General features: G+C 58.0%; 14 protein-coding genes. 11 read left to right on the forward strand and 3 right to left on the reverse strand.

Translation table 11 applies throughout. The annotated features are described in order from the left end of the window. The 7 genes from CA51_RS00005 to CA51_RS00040 all read left to right on the forward strand — a co-directional run bounded on the left by CA51_RS00005 (window position 1) and on the right by CA51_RS00040 (window position 7,025). A complete protein-coding gene (locus CA51_RS00005; protein WP_197451481.1) occupies window positions 1-1,092 on the forward strand; it encodes a helix-turn-helix domain-containing protein in 1,092 nt (363 codons plus the stop codon). Window positions 1,093-1,571: 479 nt separating this feature from the next. After that, complete coding sequence (gene dnaN / locus CA51_RS00015) at window positions 1,572-2,687, forward strand: DNA polymerase III subunit beta (RefSeq protein ID WP_145117118.1); 1,116 nt, start codon at window positions 1,572-1,574, stop codon at window positions 2,685-2,687. An 8-nt stretch (window positions 2,688-2,695) separates the two neighbouring features. Then, window positions 2,696-3,013 carry a DciA family protein gene (locus CA51_RS00020; RefSeq protein WP_145088697.1) on the forward strand — a complete coding sequence of 106 codons (318 nt, stop codon included), beginning with the start codon at window positions 2,696-2,698 and terminating at the stop codon, window positions 3,011-3,013. Between the two features lie 32 nt (window positions 3,014-3,045). After that, window positions 3,046-4,314 (forward strand): diaminopimelate decarboxylase, encoded by a 1,269-nt coding sequence (gene lysA / locus CA51_RS00025; RefSeq protein WP_145117119.1) that lies wholly within the window; start codon window positions 3,046-3,048, stop codon window positions 4,312-4,314. A 78-nt stretch (window positions 4,315-4,392) separates the two neighbouring features. Then, window positions 4,393-4,974, forward strand: a complete 582-nt coding sequence (gene folE / locus CA51_RS00030) for a GTP cyclohydrolase I FolE (RefSeq protein ID WP_197451482.1) — start codon at window positions 4,393-4,395, stop codon at window positions 4,972-4,974. 16 nt (window positions 4,975-4,990) lie between these two features. Continuing rightward, complete coding sequence (locus CA51_RS00035; protein ID WP_197451483.1) at window positions 4,991-5,455, forward strand: 6-pyruvoyl trahydropterin synthase family protein; 465 nt, start codon at window positions 4,991-4,993, stop codon at window positions 5,453-5,455. A gap of 145 nt (window positions 5,456-5,600) precedes the next feature. Beyond that, the gene (locus tag CA51_RS00040) at window positions 5,601-7,025 is read left to right on the forward strand and encodes an IS4 family transposase (RefSeq protein ID WP_197451484.1); all 1,425 of its coding nucleotides are present in this window, start codon (window positions 5,601-5,603) and stop codon (window positions 7,023-7,025) included. 121 nt (window positions 7,026-7,146) lie between these two features. On the opposite strand, the gene CA51_RS00045 is transcribed toward CA51_RS00040, so the two are convergent. Beyond that, window positions 7,147-8,343: a S26 family signal peptidase gene (locus CA51_RS00045; RefSeq protein WP_145117123.1), complete on the reverse strand. Its 1,197-nt coding sequence runs from the start codon at window positions 8,341-8,343 to the stop codon at window positions 7,147-7,149. 35 nt (window positions 8,344-8,378) lie between these two features. Then, entirely contained in the window at window positions 8,379-8,795 is a 417-nt protein-coding gene (locus tag CA51_RS00050; protein WP_231745899.1) for a hypothetical protein, read from the reverse strand. Window positions 8,796-9,229: 434 nt separating this feature from the next. Here CA51_RS00050 and CA51_RS00055 point away from each other — a divergent pair, with 434 nt between their 5' ends. From CA51_RS00055 to CA51_RS00065, 3 genes are read left to right on the forward strand one after another with little or no spacing between them, the layout of a single operon-like run. Next, window positions 9,230-10,234 (forward strand): AAA family ATPase, encoded by a 1,005-nt coding sequence (locus CA51_RS00055; protein ID WP_231745900.1) that lies wholly within the window; start codon window positions 9,230-9,232, stop codon window positions 10,232-10,234. Further along, a complete protein-coding gene (locus tag CA51_RS00060; protein ID WP_145117126.1) occupies window positions 10,231-11,190 on the forward strand; it encodes a DUF58 domain-containing protein in 960 nt (319 codons plus the stop codon). The genes CA51_RS00055 and CA51_RS00060 overlap by 4 nt, the downstream gene beginning before the upstream one ends. Next, window positions 11,187-13,259 (forward strand): BatA domain-containing protein, encoded by a 2,073-nt coding sequence (locus CA51_RS00065; protein ID WP_145117127.1) that lies wholly within the window; start codon window positions 11,187-11,189, stop codon window positions 13,257-13,259. The genes CA51_RS00060 and CA51_RS00065 overlap by 4 nt, the downstream gene beginning before the upstream one ends. Window positions 13,260-13,499: 240 nt before the next feature. On the opposite strand, the gene CA51_RS00070 is transcribed toward CA51_RS00065, so the two are convergent. Continuing rightward, the gene (locus CA51_RS00070; protein ID WP_145117128.1) at window positions 13,500-14,801 is read right to left on the reverse strand and encodes a formylmethanofuran dehydrogenase subunit B; all 1,302 of its coding nucleotides are present in this window, start codon (window positions 14,799-14,801) and stop codon (window positions 13,500-13,502) included. A gap of 888 nt (window positions 14,802-15,689) precedes the next feature. On the opposite strand from CA51_RS00070, the gene CA51_RS00075 reads away from it, so the two are divergent. Further along, complete coding sequence (locus tag CA51_RS00075) at window positions 15,690-18,536, forward strand: multiheme c-type cytochrome (RefSeq protein ID WP_145117129.1); 2,847 nt, start codon at window positions 15,690-15,692, stop codon at window positions 18,534-18,536. Window positions 18,537-18,575 lie beyond the last annotated feature (39 nt).

The following is an 18,575-nucleotide window of genomic DNA, read 5'->3' on the forward strand; positions in this document are numbered from 1 at the left end:
ATGAGCGATCTGCCCGTTCTAATACCTCTATCGAAGTCGAGCACGTCGGCGCCGCGGCCTCGTTTGGCGAAAGCGGAACCGTTACCGCTGCTGCCGAATTTCGTCGCTGGCCCTGAAAATCGCTTGGCCGCCTTCACTTGCCAGTCGGATCTCTCGATCCTGCAACGGGGGAATCCGATCCTGTTGGTTGGCCCCAGCGGATCTGGGAAATCAGCCATCGCCCGCAAGTTGTTCGAGCGTGAAGCGTCGCTTTTGAAGGGCAGGGGGAGCCGCGGGATCATCGAACCGGCGATCGATTTTGCCCGTCGATATGCCGACGCTGTCGATTCCGATTCGATCGCCGATTTCCGCAACAACTTCCTTCAACATCCGATCCTGTTGATCGAAGATGTCCATCTGATGGCGGGCAAATTTGCCGCTCAGAACGAACTCGCCGCTCGCATCGGCCAGCGAATCGATCTCGATCTGCCGACGATCCTCACTTGCCGCCGTTTGCCGACCGAGATCGAAGGGATCCGTTCGGCGCTCGCGAGTCGCTTGTTGCCGGGGCTGACGATTCCGATCCAGTTGCCCCGTTCGGAAGCCCGACGCCAGATCATCGCCCAATACGCAGGGCTTCGAGAGATCAGCCTGACCGAAGAGCAGATCGGCCAACTGGACAACGATCTTCCCGCCGATGCCGCCGCCTCGCGGTTGTGCTCCGCCGTGCAACAGCTGGCATTGGTCGCGATGGATGCCAATTCCGACGTGATCGCCAACGATGACATTCACGACGTCGCCGCCTCGTTTGCCGCTCAACAGGAGCCGCCGATCGCCAAGATCGCTCGCACCGTCGCCCGCCGATTCAAGCTGAAAACGTCCGATCTGAAGAGTTCGTCGCGTCGCCAACAGGTAGTCCGCGCCCGCTCGATGGCGATGTTTTTGGGGCGTCAACTGACTCGCCAAAGCCTGCAAGCGATCGGCCAATTCTTCGGCGGCCGCGATCATTCGACAGTCATCCACGCGATTCGATCGGCCGAACAATTGATCGTCTCCGACCCCGCTTTGGCTCGCGTCGCCGACGATGTCTCCGAACAACTGAAAGCTGGCTGAAGCCAACACCGCCTAAATCACAGCTGTGAGCTAGGCTTTGGGGCAGCGGTATCGAGAACGCAACCGCTATAAAAGGACTTTTGAACCGCCCGCCAGCTCCTTTTTTCTGGTGGATAAGTTGTTTGTCTAAAGTTTTCTTTTGTCACGCTTCGTGTACGTTCCGACCGACGCGGCCGGCGGGGTGTTCAAAGTCCCCCCATTCACTGACATTTGCCCTTCAGCTTTGAACGTGGATCAAACGCCTTATCCACAGCGTTTCAATTCTTCTAAGTGCTTGTTTCGGCGGTTCTTAAATGCCCTCGATGCCCAGCTTCTGACAATTTCGGCGGCCACATTCCTAAGAAGACGGTAATTTAAAATCTCTTTAAGGAATGGAAACCAACTTTCAAAAGCAGTGGCAGCACTCGCAAAGCAGGCCACTGCAAACGAGAGCGTTTTGGGTGTAAAACACTTGGCTTACCAATCTGGAGCCAAAGACCATGAAAATCACGTGCGAACGAGAAACTTTTGCAGCCGCGTTCCAGCTGGCAGCAGGGGTCGCACCATCGCGAAGTCCCAAAGCGATCCTGCAAAACGTCAAGATTATCGCTCGAGACGGAGCCGTCACGCTTAGCGCGACCGACATGGAAGTCGGCATCCACCTGAACGTCGATGGTGTCGAGATCGAGACCGATGGAACCGCGTTGCTGCCGGTCCAACGGGTCAGTTCGATTCTGCGGGAAAGCAGCGATGAACACCTGACTTTCGAAGCCAGCGAAACCGGGATCAAAGTCAGGGGCAGCCGCAGCCGTTTCCAGCTGCCTGGCGCCAACCCCGATGAATTCCCCAGCGTGGCGACGTTCCAAGAGACCAGTTACCACGAGATCGCGACCCGTTTGTTCCGCGAATTGGTCCGCCGAACCGTCTTTGCGACCGATGCCGAAAGCGGCCGATACGCTTTGGGCGGCGTGCTGTTGGAAATGGAAGGGGAACGTGTCACCGCGGTTGGTACCGACGGACGCCGGTTGGCAACGATGACCGGCACCGGAGTTAGCATCGGCGAACACAAGACCTCCGGCACCAACACGATCGTCCCGAATCGATCGATCAGCCTGATCGAACGGGCGCTCAACGACAAAGACGAAACGGTCGAAGTCGCTGCCCGGTCGAACGATCTGTTGGTTCGCACGCCACGTTGCACGATCTATTCGCGATTGGTCGAAGGCCGTTATCCCAACTGGCGACAAGTTCTGCCGCAGCGCGAAGATGTGGTCACGATCGATCTGACGATTGGTCCGCTGCATGCGGCACTGCGACAAGCGGCGATCGTGACCGATCACGAGAGTCGCGGCATCGATTTCACCTTTGGCGAAGGGACGATGTTGTTGGAAGCGAACACCGCCGAGGTGGGTGAATCGCGAGTCGAGATGCCGATCGGATACGAAGGCGAACCGATCAAGGTGACTTTGGATCATCGCTTCCTCGCCGACTTCTGCAAAGTCTTGGATGCCGAACGGACCGTGCAGATGGAAATCGAATCTTCCGATCGCCCCGCATTGCTGACGACCGATGATGGATTCCAATACGTGGTGATGCCGATGGCCCGTGACCGTTAGGTCGACTGATGTCGCGTGAACCCGAAGAGAGAAAAAAGCAACACGCTCGAAAAATCGGGTCGATCGTCAATCAATTGATGGCTCGCCGCGGTTATGCTCAGGTTCAAACCGGCAACGAAATGGAGCGGATCGTCCGGCGAGTTGTCGGCGACAATTTGGCCAACACCTGTCGCCCCGGCAACGTTCGCAACGGCACTCTGGAAATCGCGGTCAGCGATTCGGTATCGATCCAAGAACTGTCGTTCCAGAAACGCGCCTTGATCAAAGCGTTACAAAAAGAATTTCCCCAGAGCGGTATCAAAGACATACGATTCCGCGCCGGTTAAACCAAAGTCAAAGACAAACTTCCGAGTAAACGATGACGATCACAACCAACTTTGCCACATCGCGAACCGAAATCGCGGGACATTCGATCACCGACTTGGCCAACCAATTCGGAACGCCTCTATACGTCTACGACTCCGCAGTGATCGCCCAACGCGTCGCCGACCTGCAGATGTTCGACGACATCCGTTACGCTCAAAAGGCGTTGTCGAACATCGCGATCCTCGATCGATTGCGAAAGCAAAACGTGTTGGTCGACGCGGTCAGCGCCGGCGAAATCCATCGCGCTCTTGCCGCTGGATACGAACCACACGGGGAAGGGCACCCGATCGTTTACACCGCCGATATCTTCGACCGCGAAGCGTTGGAGTTGGTGAAAAAGCACGGGATCCACGTCAATTGTGGTTCGCCCGACATGATCGACCAATTGGGCGAAGTCGTTCCAGGAGCCGATATCACGCTGCGAATCAATCCTGGTTTCGGGCACGGGCACAGCCAAAAGACCAACACCGGCGGGCCGCAGTCGAAGCATGGTATTTGGCACGGCGACTTGGACGAATGCCAACGCCGCGCCGATCGCTACGGGATCACGATCACCGGCTTGCACATGCACATCGGTTCGGGAACCGATCTGGAACACTTGTCGAAGGTCTGCGATTCGATGCGCGACGCGGCATTGTCGGTCGGCCGAACCATCACCACGATCAGTGCGGGTGGCGGTCTTCCCGTTCGTTATAAAAAAGAGGAAACGTACGTCGACCTGGCGGCTTATTACAAGTTGTGGAACACGGTCCGCGAGGAACTGCAAACCAAGTTCGACCACGCGGTGCGACTGGAGATCGAACCGGGTCGTTACCTCGCCGCGGAGTGTGGTTATCTGGTAACCGAGATTCGGGCGATCAAGAACATGGGGGAAAACATGTTCTACCTGGTCGACGCCGGCTTTAACGACTTAGCCCGTCCGATCTTGTACGGTGCTCACCATCCGATTTCGATCTGTTCTCGCAGCGGAGCCGAAGACCGTCCGTTGGTGAACGTGGTCGTCGGCGGACCGTTGTGTGAATCGGGGGACATCTTCACTCAAGAGGAAGGTGGCTTTGTTTCGCATCGCGAGCTTCCGCGAGCGGAGGTCGGCGATCTGTTGATCCTCGAAAACGCGGGGGCCTACGGTTTTGTGATGGCCAGCAATTACAACAGCCGGCTGCGTGCATCGGAGCTGTTGTTGGAAGACGGGCAAGCCAAAGTGATTCGCAGTCGCGAGACGTTCGAACAATTGTTGGCCAGCGAAACGATCCCCAGCTGAACGCTGGTCGCAACAGGCAATGCGATTCGACGCAGCGGCGATTCCTCCTTACCCAAGGGGCCTAACGGCACTATCAACGTGAACGATAAAAACAGCAGTCGACCGGTCGATCTCGAAGCGATCAAACAGGCGGTAAGAACGATCTTGGTCGCGGTCGGCGAAGATCCCGATCGGGCCGGACTATTGGAAACACCTCGCCGCGTCGCCGATATGTACGCGGAGATGTTCTCGGGATTGCACATTCAACCCGAACGGCATCTGGAAGTCACGTTCCCCGAATCGTACGACGAGATCGTTGTCGTTCGCGACATCACCTTCACCAGCATGTGCGAGCACCATCTGCTGCCGTTCAGCGGAACCGCTCACGTCGCCTACCTGCCCAACGGCTGCGTCACCGGACTCAGCAAATTGGCGCGCGTGGTCGAAGAGGTTTCGCGTCGACCGCAGGTTCAAGAGCGGATGACGCAGACGATCGCCGACATGATCGAAAAGCATTTGAATTCCAGCGGCGTTGCGGTGGTGATCCAAGCGGAACACTCCTGCATGTCGATTCGCGGCGTCCGCAAACCGGGCAGCGAGACGATCACAAGCGCTCTTCGCGGCGTGTTCAAGAAAAACGCGGCCAGCCGAGCCGAAGTGCTGTCGTTGATCAAAAGCTAAAGAGGAGCTGTCGATCGTGATCATCCAAAAGGAATACAAGTTCTACGCGGCCCATCGCAACGAAGAACTCGACGACAAGTGCAGCAACTTGCACGGACACCGATACGGTCTGCGATGCTTCTTCGAAGTCAAGCGATCTGGCGCGTTGTCGACGTTGTTCGGTGACTTCGACGCCAAGATCGAACCCTATCTAAAGGATCAATACGATCACGGGATGCTGATCCACACCGGTGATTCGCTGTACGCGACGCTTCAAGATCACATGCAACGGACCGGCGAAAGATTCAAATTGAAAATCCTCGACGGGCCGACAAGCGTCGAGAATCTAGCCCACAAGATGTTCACCGAAATCACGGAGATGGGCTTCCGCTTGCAACAGTTGGAGGTTCGCGAGACCGACACCTCCGTCGTCACCTACACTCGCGACGACTGGGACGAACACAATCGCGATATGGCTGCCGAACAAGCCGCAGCAAACTAGTGCAGCGTCAACGCTAAAATTCAATGTAGTGGACGAGGTCACGAGCTGTTGATTACCCACAAGTCGCCGCAAAAACAGCTCGTTTTGGCACGGTATTTGCGTTTGTAGTATTTCATTTTGCACAATGGAATCTCAAGGTGAAAGCATGCAACCGACCAGTATCGCATACGAATTTCAAGATATTCAACTTGGAGACAAACGTCTCAACGATCGAGCCGAAGCGTTGCTCGCCTCGCTGGCGGCCAACCCTTCGGCCAGTATCAACGAAGCTTGCAGTGGCTGGGACGAAACCAAAGCCGCCTACCGTCTATTCGATAACCCCAACGTCGATCCCGAAGCCATTCTCGGGGCTCACGCTGAAAAGACACTCCAACGAATCAAAGCCCAAGACACCGTTTGCATCGCACAAGATACCACCGAACTGGACTACACCGCGCATCCGCCCGAAGGCGTCCGCAATCTCGATCGCTTAGGCCGCCGTGGACTTTACGATCATTCCCACATCGCCTTCACGCCGGAGAAACTTTGTCTCGGGGTGGTCGGTGTTAAGTTCTACGATCGCGACAAAGAATCGCTCGGCACCAGCAAGAAGCGAGAAGGCCAACCACTACACACCGGCGAAGGGCAACGATGGCTCGATGGTTATCGCAAGGCCTGCGAGATCGCCGGAAAATGTCCTGAAACTCAGATCGTTTCGCTGGCCGATCGCGAAGGAGACATCTACGACATTTTCGTCGAAGCCGATCAGCATGAAACACCGGCTCAGTTCGTCATTCGCTCGCAGCGAAAACGCTCGTTGCCGGAGAAAGACCCCGATGGCGGGCCTGCGGCTTATAAGAAAATGCGTGCCGAAATCGCATCCGCCCAGCCGGTCGCTTACCGCGAAGTCCAGCTTCCCCAAACGCCCGAGCGAACCAAAGGATCAGGAAACAAACAACACCCCGGCCGTGAAGCACGCACTGCGAAGTTAGAAATTCGAGCGAAGCGGATGACTCTTCGTGCGCCACACAACAAGCAGTCTTCGATGCCGCCGGTCGAGATCAGTGTCGTTTGGGTGAGCGAGATCGATGGCCCAGGCGACGGAACCGAAGTCGACTGGCTGTTACTGAGTTCTCTGCCGGTCGACACGATTGCCCAGACGCTGCGGATTGTGGATTTGTATGTGGCTCGTTGGCCAATCGAAGTATTCTTTCGAGTTTTCAAAACTGGCTGCCGGGTCGAAGAGATTCAACTCGAAGCGAGAGACCGACTGATCGGCGCGTTGATGTTTTACAAAGTGATCGCATGGCGGATCATGTTTGTGACCTTCTTAGGCCGCGAGTGTCCAGAGCTTCCCTGTGATGTCGTCTTCAGCGAAGCGGAATGGAAGTCGGTCTGGAAAGTGGTGGAAAAGACGGCTCCCCCAAAGCAAGCTCCTGAGCTGTCACAATTCATCCCGGTCCTTGCGACCCTTGGCGGCTACAATCACCGCCAAGGCGACGGTCCGCCGGGAGCCGAAGTGATCTGGCGAGGCACGCGGCGAATGCTCGACTTCGCCCTCTGCTGGCAAGCCTTCGGACCAGACCAATGACTTGTGGGTAATCGACAGGAGGTCACGAGTCCTTTCGCGGCAGAGATAATGGGGACTCGTGACCTCGTCCACTACCATCAGTCCTAAAATCAATGTTTGACAAACCACTAGTATTCGATGTTCATCGATACGGTATCACGCGGCCGATGATCTGGTCGCGGGAGATCGGCAGCGGATCGGTTCGGCTGTCGATCGAAACCGGAACATTGTCCCCCACAACAAAATAGCCCCGCTCGGGCAATGCGGTCGCCGCACTCCATCGATCGATCGCATCGGGATGCCACCAATGCAGATCGCGATCGACTCGCAAGTTGCCAATCGTTACCGGATGTTCCGCCGATCGACATGCAATCGCAATCGGTTGCTTCGCATCGACTGGCGGTTTGGAATCGGAGACGATCGGATCGACGACGTGCGATTGGCCGTTGATAGCCAGCCACAGCTGGCCGTCGATATGAGCGACCGTCAAATGATCGTCGCTGCGACTGCGAGTTCGCCACGTCTTGGGTTTCGTTTCCGAAGCGTTCACGGTCGTCCAACCTTCGGCCGATCGTAAGATGGTGACGCTCAAGACCCGATCGCGAACCCAGAGCGAGATCGTTAGCTCCGAATCCGGCACCGCGGAACATTCCATTTGCACGATCAGATCGTCGACGGGAACCATCTGTCGGGAGACCTGCTGGTTCCCCGGATAATCGTCCATCACCTGCTCGGGGCGATTGTTTTGGTAGATCTGGACGTGATGGTAGACCAATGGCGAATGGGCGTCGGATGAAGCGGCTTCGCACCGAAAACCATCCGCTAGCTTGGTCCAATCGTCGTCATCGCAGCGCCATCGCGAGACGTCTTGCTTGCGGAATCGATCGTCATCGACGGGGATCGACGTCGCCAAAGCCTGAGATAACGATCGACGAATCGGTTGCCCCGACGCGAACAGATCGCCATGAGCCAGCTCGATCGATTCTCCGGGAAGCCCCAACAGCCGTTTGACCGAAAGGGATCCATCGTCGTCGGTGAACGCAACCCAATCGAAGCGTTTCGGTTTTTGAAACCAATAGGCCGCTGTGTCGATGACAACTCGATCACCTCGATCGACTTGCACAGTTTCGATTCTCTGGCGGGTTCCGCATTGGAAGCACGTGACGTGTCGAGGCGGTTTGTCGCCGCGAACGACAACTCGTAGATCGATCCCACAACCGCTGCAGCGAAGCGTCGCCGAAGGGCCCCACAGCGTGGGTGCCATCGATTCACTGGCGACCAGCAGCGGGCGAACCAGCCCGCGGAACATCGCGATCCGGACCGCGACGGGGATCAGCACAAGGCACACCAGCACGGGCCACGCGAAACGCCGGTTCACCAACCCAGCGCCCAGTCGCACGTCGGTGGTTCGATCGATGCCATTGCGACGGGATCGGGGATGGTCAACCGACCGTTGCGGAAGGTGACAAACAGACACAGCCCCAACTGGATCGGCAGTGGCTGTAGATCGATTTGTTGTTGGGGCAAACGCAGCCCTTGGGAATTGGGCAGCGAGAAATAATGGTAGTTCGGATCGCAGCCGCGGTAGCCGAAGAAGTCGAGCGATGCGGCAGCTTGACGAAGCTCGGGCAGATCGATGTCGTAGAGGTCCGGCGGCGGAGCGGTGTGGAAACCCAACGATGCTAGCAACATCACTCCCGCGCCGGCTGCTGGCACTCGAAAGACGACGCCTCGACTCAACGGCACCGCCGATGCTGTTGATTTTTCTTCCATGATATCGATTTCAGTCATCATCTAACCTTCCGCTGCGGCATACTCCATTAAGGCTATTTCGGTCGGCAAGACGAAGGTTCGTCCGATCCCGAGATGAATCGCCAGTTTGCTGCTCGACCATCCAACGATCGAGCTGTCGAAGTTCGGATTGTAGTCGTCCGGTTGGGCATTGAAACGGAAAAATGGAAAGAACCTGCGGCGCAAAACGCCGCACCGCTGTACAAGCGCTCTCGACTCCCAACGCAACTGCAGCTTTTTCCAGGGCATGGCAACTCCGTTTTGTATCGCAAGAATGTTGCGGCTTCCAAAACGGATTCCTTCGGCTGAGATCGATCAAATAGTTGCCGCGGCCTTTGGCATCGGGGATACTTGATGGGCCGATGCGATTCGTCGAGCATCCCCGTTCGACGGCGACTCGGTTCGATCAGATCACCCCACCTCTCGGAGCGAACGTGACCATAGCTATCGAATCCGCGGAAGAAGAAGCCGAGATCGTCCAGCAGTTACGCCAGGGGCGAAGTGCGATCGAATCGGAACTGGCCAAGGTGATCATCGGGCAACAGGACGTGATCGAACAATTGATCATCAGCCTGTTCGCCGGCGGACATTGTCTGATCACCGGAGCACCGGGTTTGGCCAAGACGCTGTTGGTCAGTTCGGTCGCCAAGATCTTTCACCTCGATTTCCAACGGATCCAGTTCACTCCCGATCTGATGCCGGCGGACATCACCGGAACCGAGATCCTCGAGGACCTTGGCGATGGTCGGCGGGCGATGAAGTTTGTCCGCGGTCCGATCTTCGGCAACGTGATCCTCGCCGACGAGATCAACCGTACGCCGCCGAAGACCCAAGCGGCACTGTTGGAAGCGATGCAGGAACACCAGGTGACCGCCGCCGGTTCGCGGCATCCGCTGCCCGAACCCTTCTTCGTTTTGGCGACGCAAAACCCTATCGAAATGGAAGGGACCTATCCGCTGCCCGAAGCGCAATTGGACCGCTTTCTGTTTAACGTGCTGATCGATTACCTGCCGCACGAAGATGAATTGGCAGTCGTGATGCAGACGACGTCGAAAAAAGCCGAACCGATCCAGCCGCTGTTTACCGGCGTCGACGTGCTGAAATTCCAAGAGGTGGTCCGGCGGGTGCCGATCGCCAAGGAAGTCGCTTCGTACGCGGTCCAGCTGGCAGCGGCAACACGTCCCAATCGCGAGGGATCGCTCGACTTCATCAACCAATGGGTGACATGGGGAGCGGGAACGCGAGCCGCTCAAACGCTGGTCCTCGGTGCCAAAGCCCGCGCACTTCTGAACGGTCATTCCCACGTCTCGCTGGAAGATATCCGTGCGTTGGCGAAACCGACGCTCCGGCATCGCGTGTTGTTGGGATACAAAGCGGAAGCCGAAGGGATCACCGTCGACCAGACGATCCAACGGCTGCTGGATACCACGCTGGCATGAGTGCTTCGTCAAACGACGCTCCGGCGCAAATCGATCCCAGCTCGCTGATGCGGATCAAGAATCTGCAACTGCGAGCGAAAACGGTGGTCGAAGGTTTTTATAACGGCTTGCACCGCAGCCCCTTCCACGGGTTTTCGGTGGAGTTCAGCGAATACCGTCCGTACACGCTCGGCGACGATCCGCGGACGCTCGATTGGAAACTGTTCGCCCGCAGCGATCGGTACTACATCAAACGCTACGAAGACGAAACCAACCGTCGCTGCTATCTGATGGTCGACCAAAGCAAGTCGATGGGCTTCGGATCGCTCGACTACACGAAAGCCGACTACACGCGGACGCTCGCCGCCACGCTGGCCCATTTCCTGACCCAGCAACGCGACGCGGTCGGATTGATGACGTTCGATCGGAAGGTCAACGAATTCATCGCCGCTCGGCATCGCCCCGGCCACATGAACCGCTTGCTCGGCAGCCTCGATCAGTCCTTTGTAGGATCCGGCACCGATCTCTCCGAACCGTTGGAACAACTGGCCGCGTTGGTCAGCAAACGTGGGCTGATCATCTTGATCTCCGATCTGTTGGCTCCCATCGACATGCTTCGCACGCGGTTGGCTTACCTGCGGTCTCGCGGTCATGAGATGATGATCTTGCGAGTCAACGATCCCGCCGAAATCGAATTCACCCTGCCGCAAGCCGCAATGATCCGCGACATGGAAACGGGAAAGGAGCTGTACATCGATCCCGAGGTCGCCAAGGCGCAGTACCAAGCAAATTTTAAAGAGCACGAAACCCAGCTGATCGCGATCTGCGAATCGCTCGGTATCGACCTGACGCAGATGGTCACCAACCAACCGATGGACGAAGCGCTGTACCAGTTGTTGAGTCTGCAGACGCGTCGCAGTCGCGGTCCGCAGCGCGGGGGAAGCCTTTCGGCCGCGGCGAGAGGAGCAGCGACATGAGTTTCCTCGCTCCGCTGTACGCTCTGGGGGCATTGGCGATCGCGTTGCCGATCTTGTTCCACTTGATCCGCCGCCGACCCAAGGCGCAAGCGGAATTCAGTTCGCTGATGTTCTTGACCCAGTCGCCGCCGCGGCTGACGCGGCGCAGCCGCTTGGATCAGTGGCCGCTGCTGTTGCTGCGGGCGTTGGCGATCCTGTTGCTGGCGTTGGCCTTTGCCCGTCCCTTCTTGCGGTCGATGGCCCAACAGGAGACCGATCCGATCGGGCGGCGAGTTGTCGTGTTGGTCGATACCAGCGGCAGCATGTTGCGGGGCGATCTCTGGCAACAGGCACAACAACAGGTCGCGTCGGTCACCGACGATTTGGCGGCAAACGATCAGATCGCGTTGCTGACCTATGACTCCGCTGTCACATCGGTAGTCAGCTGGGATGATCAAGCGGTCGGCGGGGCGAGTTCGCAAGCCGAACGAATCCGCCGGGCGATGGCCGACATCACGCCAAGCCATGGCGGATCGGATCTTGGATCCGCGTTGATCGCCGCGGCAGACATCCTGCACAACACGGCTGAATCGATCGAAGAGGGAGACGTTGCCGCCGGGGAGATCGTGATTGTCAGCGATCTGCAGGAAGGGAACGACCTGATTCCGCTGCAACAATACCAATGGCCGGCATCGATTGCTGTATCGATCGCGTCGGTCGAGTCCGCTGAAAAAGGGAACCTCAGCGCAGTCGTGCTGCCTCAACCTGTCGCGAGCGGCGAATCGAAGCAGCCTCAGTTGCGGGTTCGATTTCACAACACAAGCGATTCGGTCAACGATCAATTCATGTACTTTTGGGAAGGTGGCAAAGAGGGCGAGGATCGGATCGTGCAGGTTCCGCCGGGGGAGAGCCGCGTTGTGACGGTCGATCCGCCGACGGGGACGCAGCATGTGTTGCGATTTGTCGGCGACCCGCAGGCTTTCGATAATCAAGTTTATGTCGCCTTGCCGCCGAAATTGCAGCAGCGCGTGTTGTATGTCGGTTCGCAGGCGGAAGATCCGCAGAGCGGGCTGTTCTACTTTCTCAACCAAGCGACGTTGGGGAACGCTCGCCGCGAAGTCGCGATTGAACAAGTGGAACCCGGCGGGCTGCCGGCGGAATTGAAACCTCAGCAAACGCCGTTGGTGATCGTTGCCGACGTGGTCCCGTCCGCTGCGATGGCGGGTCTAAAACAATACCTCGGCGACGGTGGGCATCTGTTGTTTGTGATCGATGCGGATCCGAAAGACGATCCCGCGATCGCCGCTTCGCTGCGGGAGCTCTCCGATTCGCCATCGCTTGCGATCGAAGAAGCCAAGGTCGGCGACTATGCCATGCTGGCGAAGATCGATTTCCAACATCCGCTGTTCGCCCCCTTTGCCGATCCCAAATACAACGACTTCACCAAGATCCGGTTCTGGTCGCACCGACGGTTAACGCTGGCGGAGGAGGATGGTTGGCAAACGGTTGCGGAGTTCGACGACAACGATCCGGCATTGCTCCAGCGATCGATCGGGGCAGGTCGGCTGTGGATTCTGACCGCTGGATGGCAACCGCAGCAGAGTCAGTTGGCACTGTCGACCAAGTTTGTCCCACTGATCTCAGGGATGCTCGATCAAGGTCCCAACCGCTCGCCCCTGCAAGCCAGTTACGCGATCGGAACAGAGGGTGCATTGCCGGTGACGCCGCCGTGTGAACTGGTGTCGCCCGACGGAACGCGTCGCGAAATCGAAGCCGATCTTCGCTTGGAAGAACTGAAACAGCCGGGCGTCTATCGGTTGATCCAGAGTGGCGTCGAAAGCAGTTTTGCGATGAACCTGCCCGAAAGCGAAAGCCGCACTGTCGCGATCGGAGCAGACCAATTGGAGCAGTACGGATTGCAGATGCAGCGGAGCGAATCGGCGGAACAGATCGCCGACCGCCAGCGACAACTGCAAGATGTCCAACTGGAAAGCCAGCAGAAGATCTGGCAATGGATGATCTTCGCCGCCCTCGGCATCTTGGTTACCGAAACCTGGCTCGGCGGATACCTAGCCGGACGGAAAGGGTAGATCGAGAGTGACGAGGTGCGTGGAGAGAAGAGAGTTATCATTGGCGCGTCGCTCCCCTCACCCACGAACGCTTTTCCCCGCAAAGCCAGCGTTGGGGGGAAAGACGCGATCCTAAAGCCGCGGATGCGGCGACCGCATAAAGCCTGTGGCGGAAGCCACAGGATCGCTTTCGTTCGCGAAGATTCGTCTCATTTGCGGGCAAATAAACTGCCGCTGCCGCAACAAGGTAGATGTCGCTATCTAAGCCAAGCCGTTTGTCAGATCTGCGAGTATCTTGGCGTCGGTTGGTAGTTTTGTTGGGAGCATGGCGTGCAGCGCGATCGGCACGTTGTCCATCCGAAAGGTCGTTCCGGATGCGTGTAGCCCGTAGACCGCGGTGCGGAATTCGACCGTCGGCTGAAACGGCGATTGGGCGGCGGGATGGTCCAACAGAATGGTCGGGATCGATTCCAGATGTTTTCGCGCGGCCGCGGAGAACCGAGGGATCGTTTCGGCACCCACCAAGACCGCCGCGTCGACATCGCCTCGCGCCAGCAGCCCATCCGCAGAGAACTCGCTCGGATTGTGACGCGGGTAACCGCAAGAGAAATCGACGGCAAATGGATATCCGGTCTGCCAACATAGAACGTTATCCGCTCCCGAAACCTCCCCGTGCCGCCCCATCCGCCGGGCCGTGAATCGGGCGAACGCGTTGAGTTCGGCGACCAATTGCAGCAGTGCCGCGATGTTCACGTGATCGATCGGAGCTGCGGTCGATGATTCGCTGTCGCCACCACCGCCGAGTCCCAGTCCAAAAAAGAAGACTCCATATTTGCAGCTCTTCATCAGCGGAACCAGTTGTTGCAGCGGTGCCGGTACATCGGCGACTTGGTCTCCACGGACGAGCCGTCGCAGTATGGAAAGGGTCTCAAAATCTTGGCCCGGCTGGATCGCAATCGTGATGTCCGGCTTTATTCCCTCGGCGTCCAATCGGCATTGTTCGACTTGTCCTGCGGTTCCGATCATCACCACCGTGCGGTCGGCTCGTCCGCCGGGCAACCAACGGCCGCGGGGGTGAATCGAATAACGCTCCGCATGTCGCGGATGGGAGCTCGCCGGATCGCAGCCCCAGAAGATGACGAGATCGGCGCGATTGCGGATCTCGCCCAGCGTGCAGGTCACTTCGCCAAACTCCTGCAATGCCATGATCGCCGCGGAGTGATCCAACGAAGCGGTCGTATCGGCCACGCCGCCCAAAGCGTCCGCCAGAGCGATCGCCGCGCGTTGACCGGGCGTCGCACTTTGGGAAAGTCCATAGATCAGCGGGTAGTCCGCCGCGCGAAGGATCTCGACCGCCACGGCGATGGCGGAATCGTAGTCGACAGTGACTCCAGCGACCTGCGGCCCGCGGGGCGACGATTCGCATCGCGTGCGAAACCACTGCTCTCCGCGCGGGCAAGCCGGTTCGAACGACAAAAGCCGATCGCCGTCAAACTGCACGGAAAGATCATCGCAGAGACAACTGCAACCCGGACAGGCGACGTGATTCCAGGTTTCGGACAAGCGGCAACTCCGGTCGAACAGTAGCACGGTAAAACGTTGTGGTGGAGACGAGCGGCAGGGGGCGGCCGATCGCGAGACTTAAAATAAGGATATCGAAAATTGACAGTGGGCGTCAGCGCCGCTAGGCTGGATTCCTCAGTTGGGGTATTCCGGGTTCCTTCTTTTCTCCCGAGATCCGTTGATCGTGTTGCGTCTTGTCACTCTTCGCTGTCTGATCGTCGCGGTCGTTGCTTGTATGGCAACGAGCGAATCGGCGTGGGCCAGCTGTGGAGATTGGCTGGCCAATCCGCTGCCATCGCATTCCCGCGGTCTGGCTTTGGGCGGATCGGCTCCGATCCAAAACACGCTGACGTTTACGGTTCGCGACGCAGCAAACCACTCGCTCGGGCAGGGTTCCCTTTTATCGGACCGTTCGCCGCTGCGGCCTTGCGATTGTCGAGGGCCCCAGTGCCAAGCGGCTCCTGGTCTGCCGAGTCTCCCGACGGCTCCCGCACCAACATCCGAGCGAGATTCTCAGCAATTGGGGATCGACGCTGCCTATTTGCTTCCGGGAATGATCGACGCATCTTCCCTCACCGCCATGTCGTCGCTTCGTCCTTGCGACGGGTTCTCTTTGGGCATCCAACGGCCGCCTCGCGGGTAGCGCATCTCACGCGTTATCCAGTAACGTTTCCCAGGCCTTTTGAGTCTGCCGGTTCCACTGTAAAGGTATCGGTGGGCAAACCTGAGAACGTTGGTCGTGGGTTGGTCTTTTGGACCGATTCACTTCGGCCGCGACTCCGCCCCCGCAATCGCTGAAGCGAAGCGGAACGCCGAGTCGAATCGGGCATGGAACGCGCGTGATCGCTTCGCCTTCTTCGCTAGCGTTCCCCCATCTCGAGATCCCTCATGTCCGAAGCAACTTCGCCCGGCGGCAGCGTGCCGCAACCAACCGCTCCGATTAAGAAACCGGTCCGCGCCGTCGGCCCGCGGCTGCGGAAACTGCTGCACGTCGTCTTGGCGATCGTCTCGCTGCTGTTTGCCAATTCGGCTTACCTATCGATCATCACCTTCCTAGAATGGGTGAAGGGAGAGACTTACCAAGACTACTATTACCAATACATGTTCTTGGCGCATCTGGTGCTGGGGCTGTTGTTAGTCGTCCCGTTGATCGTGTTTGGTGTGATCCATCTGATCAACAGCAAAGACCGCCGCAATCGTCGCGCGGTGCGGATCGGTTACGCGTTGTTTGCGATCAGCATTTTGGTGTTGGTCAGCGGGCTGATGCTGACCCGAGCGTTGGGGATCGACCTGCGGCAACCGGCGCTCCGCAGCACCGTCTACTGGATGCACGTCGCATGTCCGCTGATCGCCGGCTGGCTGTACTGGCTGCATCGACTGGTCGGTCCGCGGATCAAATGGCGAGCGGGAATGGCGTTTACCAGCGTCGGTGCGGCTGGCGTTTTGACGCTTGTCGCCTTTCAAACCCAAGACCCGCGGCAATGGAATTCGATCGGCCCCGATTCGGGCGTGCAGTACTTCGAGCCATCGCTGGCGCGAACCTCGACCGGTGACTTTATCCCCGCCGATGCGATGATGAACGATCAGTATTGCATCAAGTGCCACGCCGACGTGCACGCTCAGTGGAGCGACAGCGTGCATCGTTTCAGTTCGTTCAACAATCCGCCTTATTTGGCGAGCGTCTCCGAAACCCGGAACGTTGCGATGAAGCGGGACGGGAATGTCCAAGCGGCCCGTTGGTGCGCCGGTTGCCACGATCCGGTCCCCTTCTTTTCCGGAGCGTTCGACGATCCGAACTTCGACCTGCTGGGGCACGAGACCTCAAACGCCGGGATCACTTGTACAGTCTGCCATGCGATCACGCACGTCAACAGCCCGCGCGGCAACGCCGACTACACGATCGAAGAACCGCTGCACTATCCGTTTGCGTTCAGCGACAACGCGGTGCTGCAGTGGGTGAATCAGCAATTGGTCAAAGCCAAGCCCGCGTTTCACAAGAAGACGTTTATGAAACCGCTGCACAAAACGGCGGAGTTCTGCTCGACGTGCCACAAGGTGCATCTGCCGCGAGCACTCAACCACTACAAGGACTTCTTGCGGGGCCAGAACCACTACGATCCGTACCTATTAAGCGGCGTTTCAGGACATGGGGCTCGCAGTTTTTATTACCCACCCAAAGCGGAAGAGAACTGCAATCGATGCCACATGCCGCTTGTCGAATCGAACGATTTCGGAGCCCAGCGGTTTGACGCGGCGACGGCGATGAGCGTTCACGATCATCTATTCCCTTCGGCCAACACCGGGATCGCTTGGCTGAGAGATCGCGACGAGGTGATCAAAGCTCATCAGGATTATCTGCAGGGGGTGATGCGAGTCGACATTTTTGGGATCCGCGATTCGGGAGAGGTCGATGGGCCGCAGACGGCGCCGCTGCGTCCCGACGTGCCGACGCTGGATCCAGGCAAATCGTATCTGTTGGAAACGGTGATCCGAACGCTGAAGATGGGGCATCTGTTTTCGCAGGGGACTGCCGATTCGAACGAGATCTGGTTGGACGTCACCGTCCGCAGCGGCGACCGCGTGATCGGACGCAGCGGAGGATTGAGCGATGAGACAAAAGAAGTCGATCCGTGGTCGCACTTTGTCAACGTCTTCATGCTCGACAAAGATGGCAACCGGATCGATCGCCGCAATCCCGAAAACATCTTTACTCCGCTGTACAACCACCAGATTCCGCCCGGTGCGGGTCAGACGGTGCAGTACCTTTTGGACCTTCCCGAAGATCTTGAGGATACGGTTCGCGTCGAGGTGAAGTTGCAGTATCGCAAGTTCGACCAGCGGTACATGCAATTTGTCGCCGATCGAAATCAAGAGCTAGGGCAGACGATCCGTGGCCATCGGCCGGGAGAGACCTACGTCAACGAGCTGCCGATCACGACGTTGGCGGTCGACGAGATCGAGTTCCCCGTCGCGGGCGTCGACAAATCGGTGACCAATGCGGATTCGGAGATTCCCGTTTGGCAACGCTGGAACGATTATGGCATCGGCCAGTTGTTGAAGGGGAAAAATGCGTTGCGGCAGGCGGAGGAAGCGTTCCTGCAAGTCGAGACCTTCGATCGCTGGGACGGTCCGCTAAACCTGGCTCGCGTCTACAATGCCGAAGGCCGCTTGGATGATGCAGTCGCCGCCCTGACGCGTGCTCAAACCTACGCCGACCGGGAGGGATATCCGCGTTGGACCTGGGCTTGGTTGTCTGGATCGATCAACGCCCAGCAGGGTCGGCTGGTCGAAGCCGTTCAGAATTTGAACAGCGTCTTGGAGGATAACACTCCCGAAATGCAAGCCCGCGGGTTCGACTTCGGCCTCGATTACGAAGTCATCAACTTGACCGGTCAGACATTGTTTGAACTCGGTAATCAACGGGCGCGGCAGCAACGCGAAGAGGAGGCGTTGGCGCACTGGAACGATGCGATCGCACGGTTCCAAGAGACGCTGGAGATCGATCCCGACAACGTCACGGCGCACTATAACCTGCAACTGTTGTACGAGCGGATCGGCGATTCCGAAGCGTCGGCGCTGCACCAACAGTTTCATCAAAGCTACAAGCCGGACGATAACGCCAAGGGACGAGCGATTCGGTTGGCGCGTGAAAAGTATCCGGCGGCGAATCATGCGGCGGAAGATGTCGTTCGTTATCCGTTGCAGCGGGCCGGGGCTCCCGAATTACCGCAGTGATTCGCAATCTTGGCAGCAGACAAATCAAGTAACAAACCA

This window comes from Rosistilla oblonga (assembly GCF_007751715.1).
Classification (GTDB): domain Bacteria; phylum Planctomycetota; class Planctomycetia; order Pirellulales; family Pirellulaceae; genus Rosistilla; species Rosistilla oblonga.

Coding starts and splice junctions, on each gene's coding strand:
- CA51_RS00005 (WP_197451481.1), top strand. CDS start 1: ATGAGCGATCTGCCCGTTCTAATACCTCTATCGAAGTCGAGCACGTCG.
- dnaN (WP_145117118.1), top strand. CDS start 1,572: ATGAAAATCACGTGCGAACGAGAAACTTTTGCAGCCGCGTTCCAGCTG.
- CA51_RS00020 (WP_145088697.1), top strand. CDS start 2,696: ATGTCGCGTGAACCCGAAGAGAGAAAAAAGCAACACGCTCGAAAAATC.
- lysA (WP_145117119.1), top strand. CDS start 3,046: ATGACGATCACAACCAACTTTGCCACATCGCGAACCGAAATCGCGGGA.
- CA51_RS00040 (WP_197451484.1), top strand. CDS start 5,601: ATGCAACCGACCAGTATCGCATACGAATTTCAAGATATTCAACTTGGA.
- CA51_RS00050 (WP_231745899.1), bottom strand. CDS start 8,795: ATGACTGAAATCGATATCATGGAAGAAAAATCAACAGCATCGGCGGTG.
- CA51_RS00060 (WP_145117126.1), top strand. CDS start 10,231: ATGAGTGCTTCGTCAAACGACGCTCCGGCGCAAATCGATCCCAGCTCG.
- CA51_RS00065 (WP_145117127.1), top strand. CDS start 11,187: ATGAGTTTCCTCGCTCCGCTGTACGCTCTGGGGGCATTGGCGATCGCG.
- CA51_RS00075 (WP_145117129.1), top strand. CDS start 15,690: ATGTCCGAAGCAACTTCGCCCGGCGGCAGCGTGCCGCAACCAACCGCT.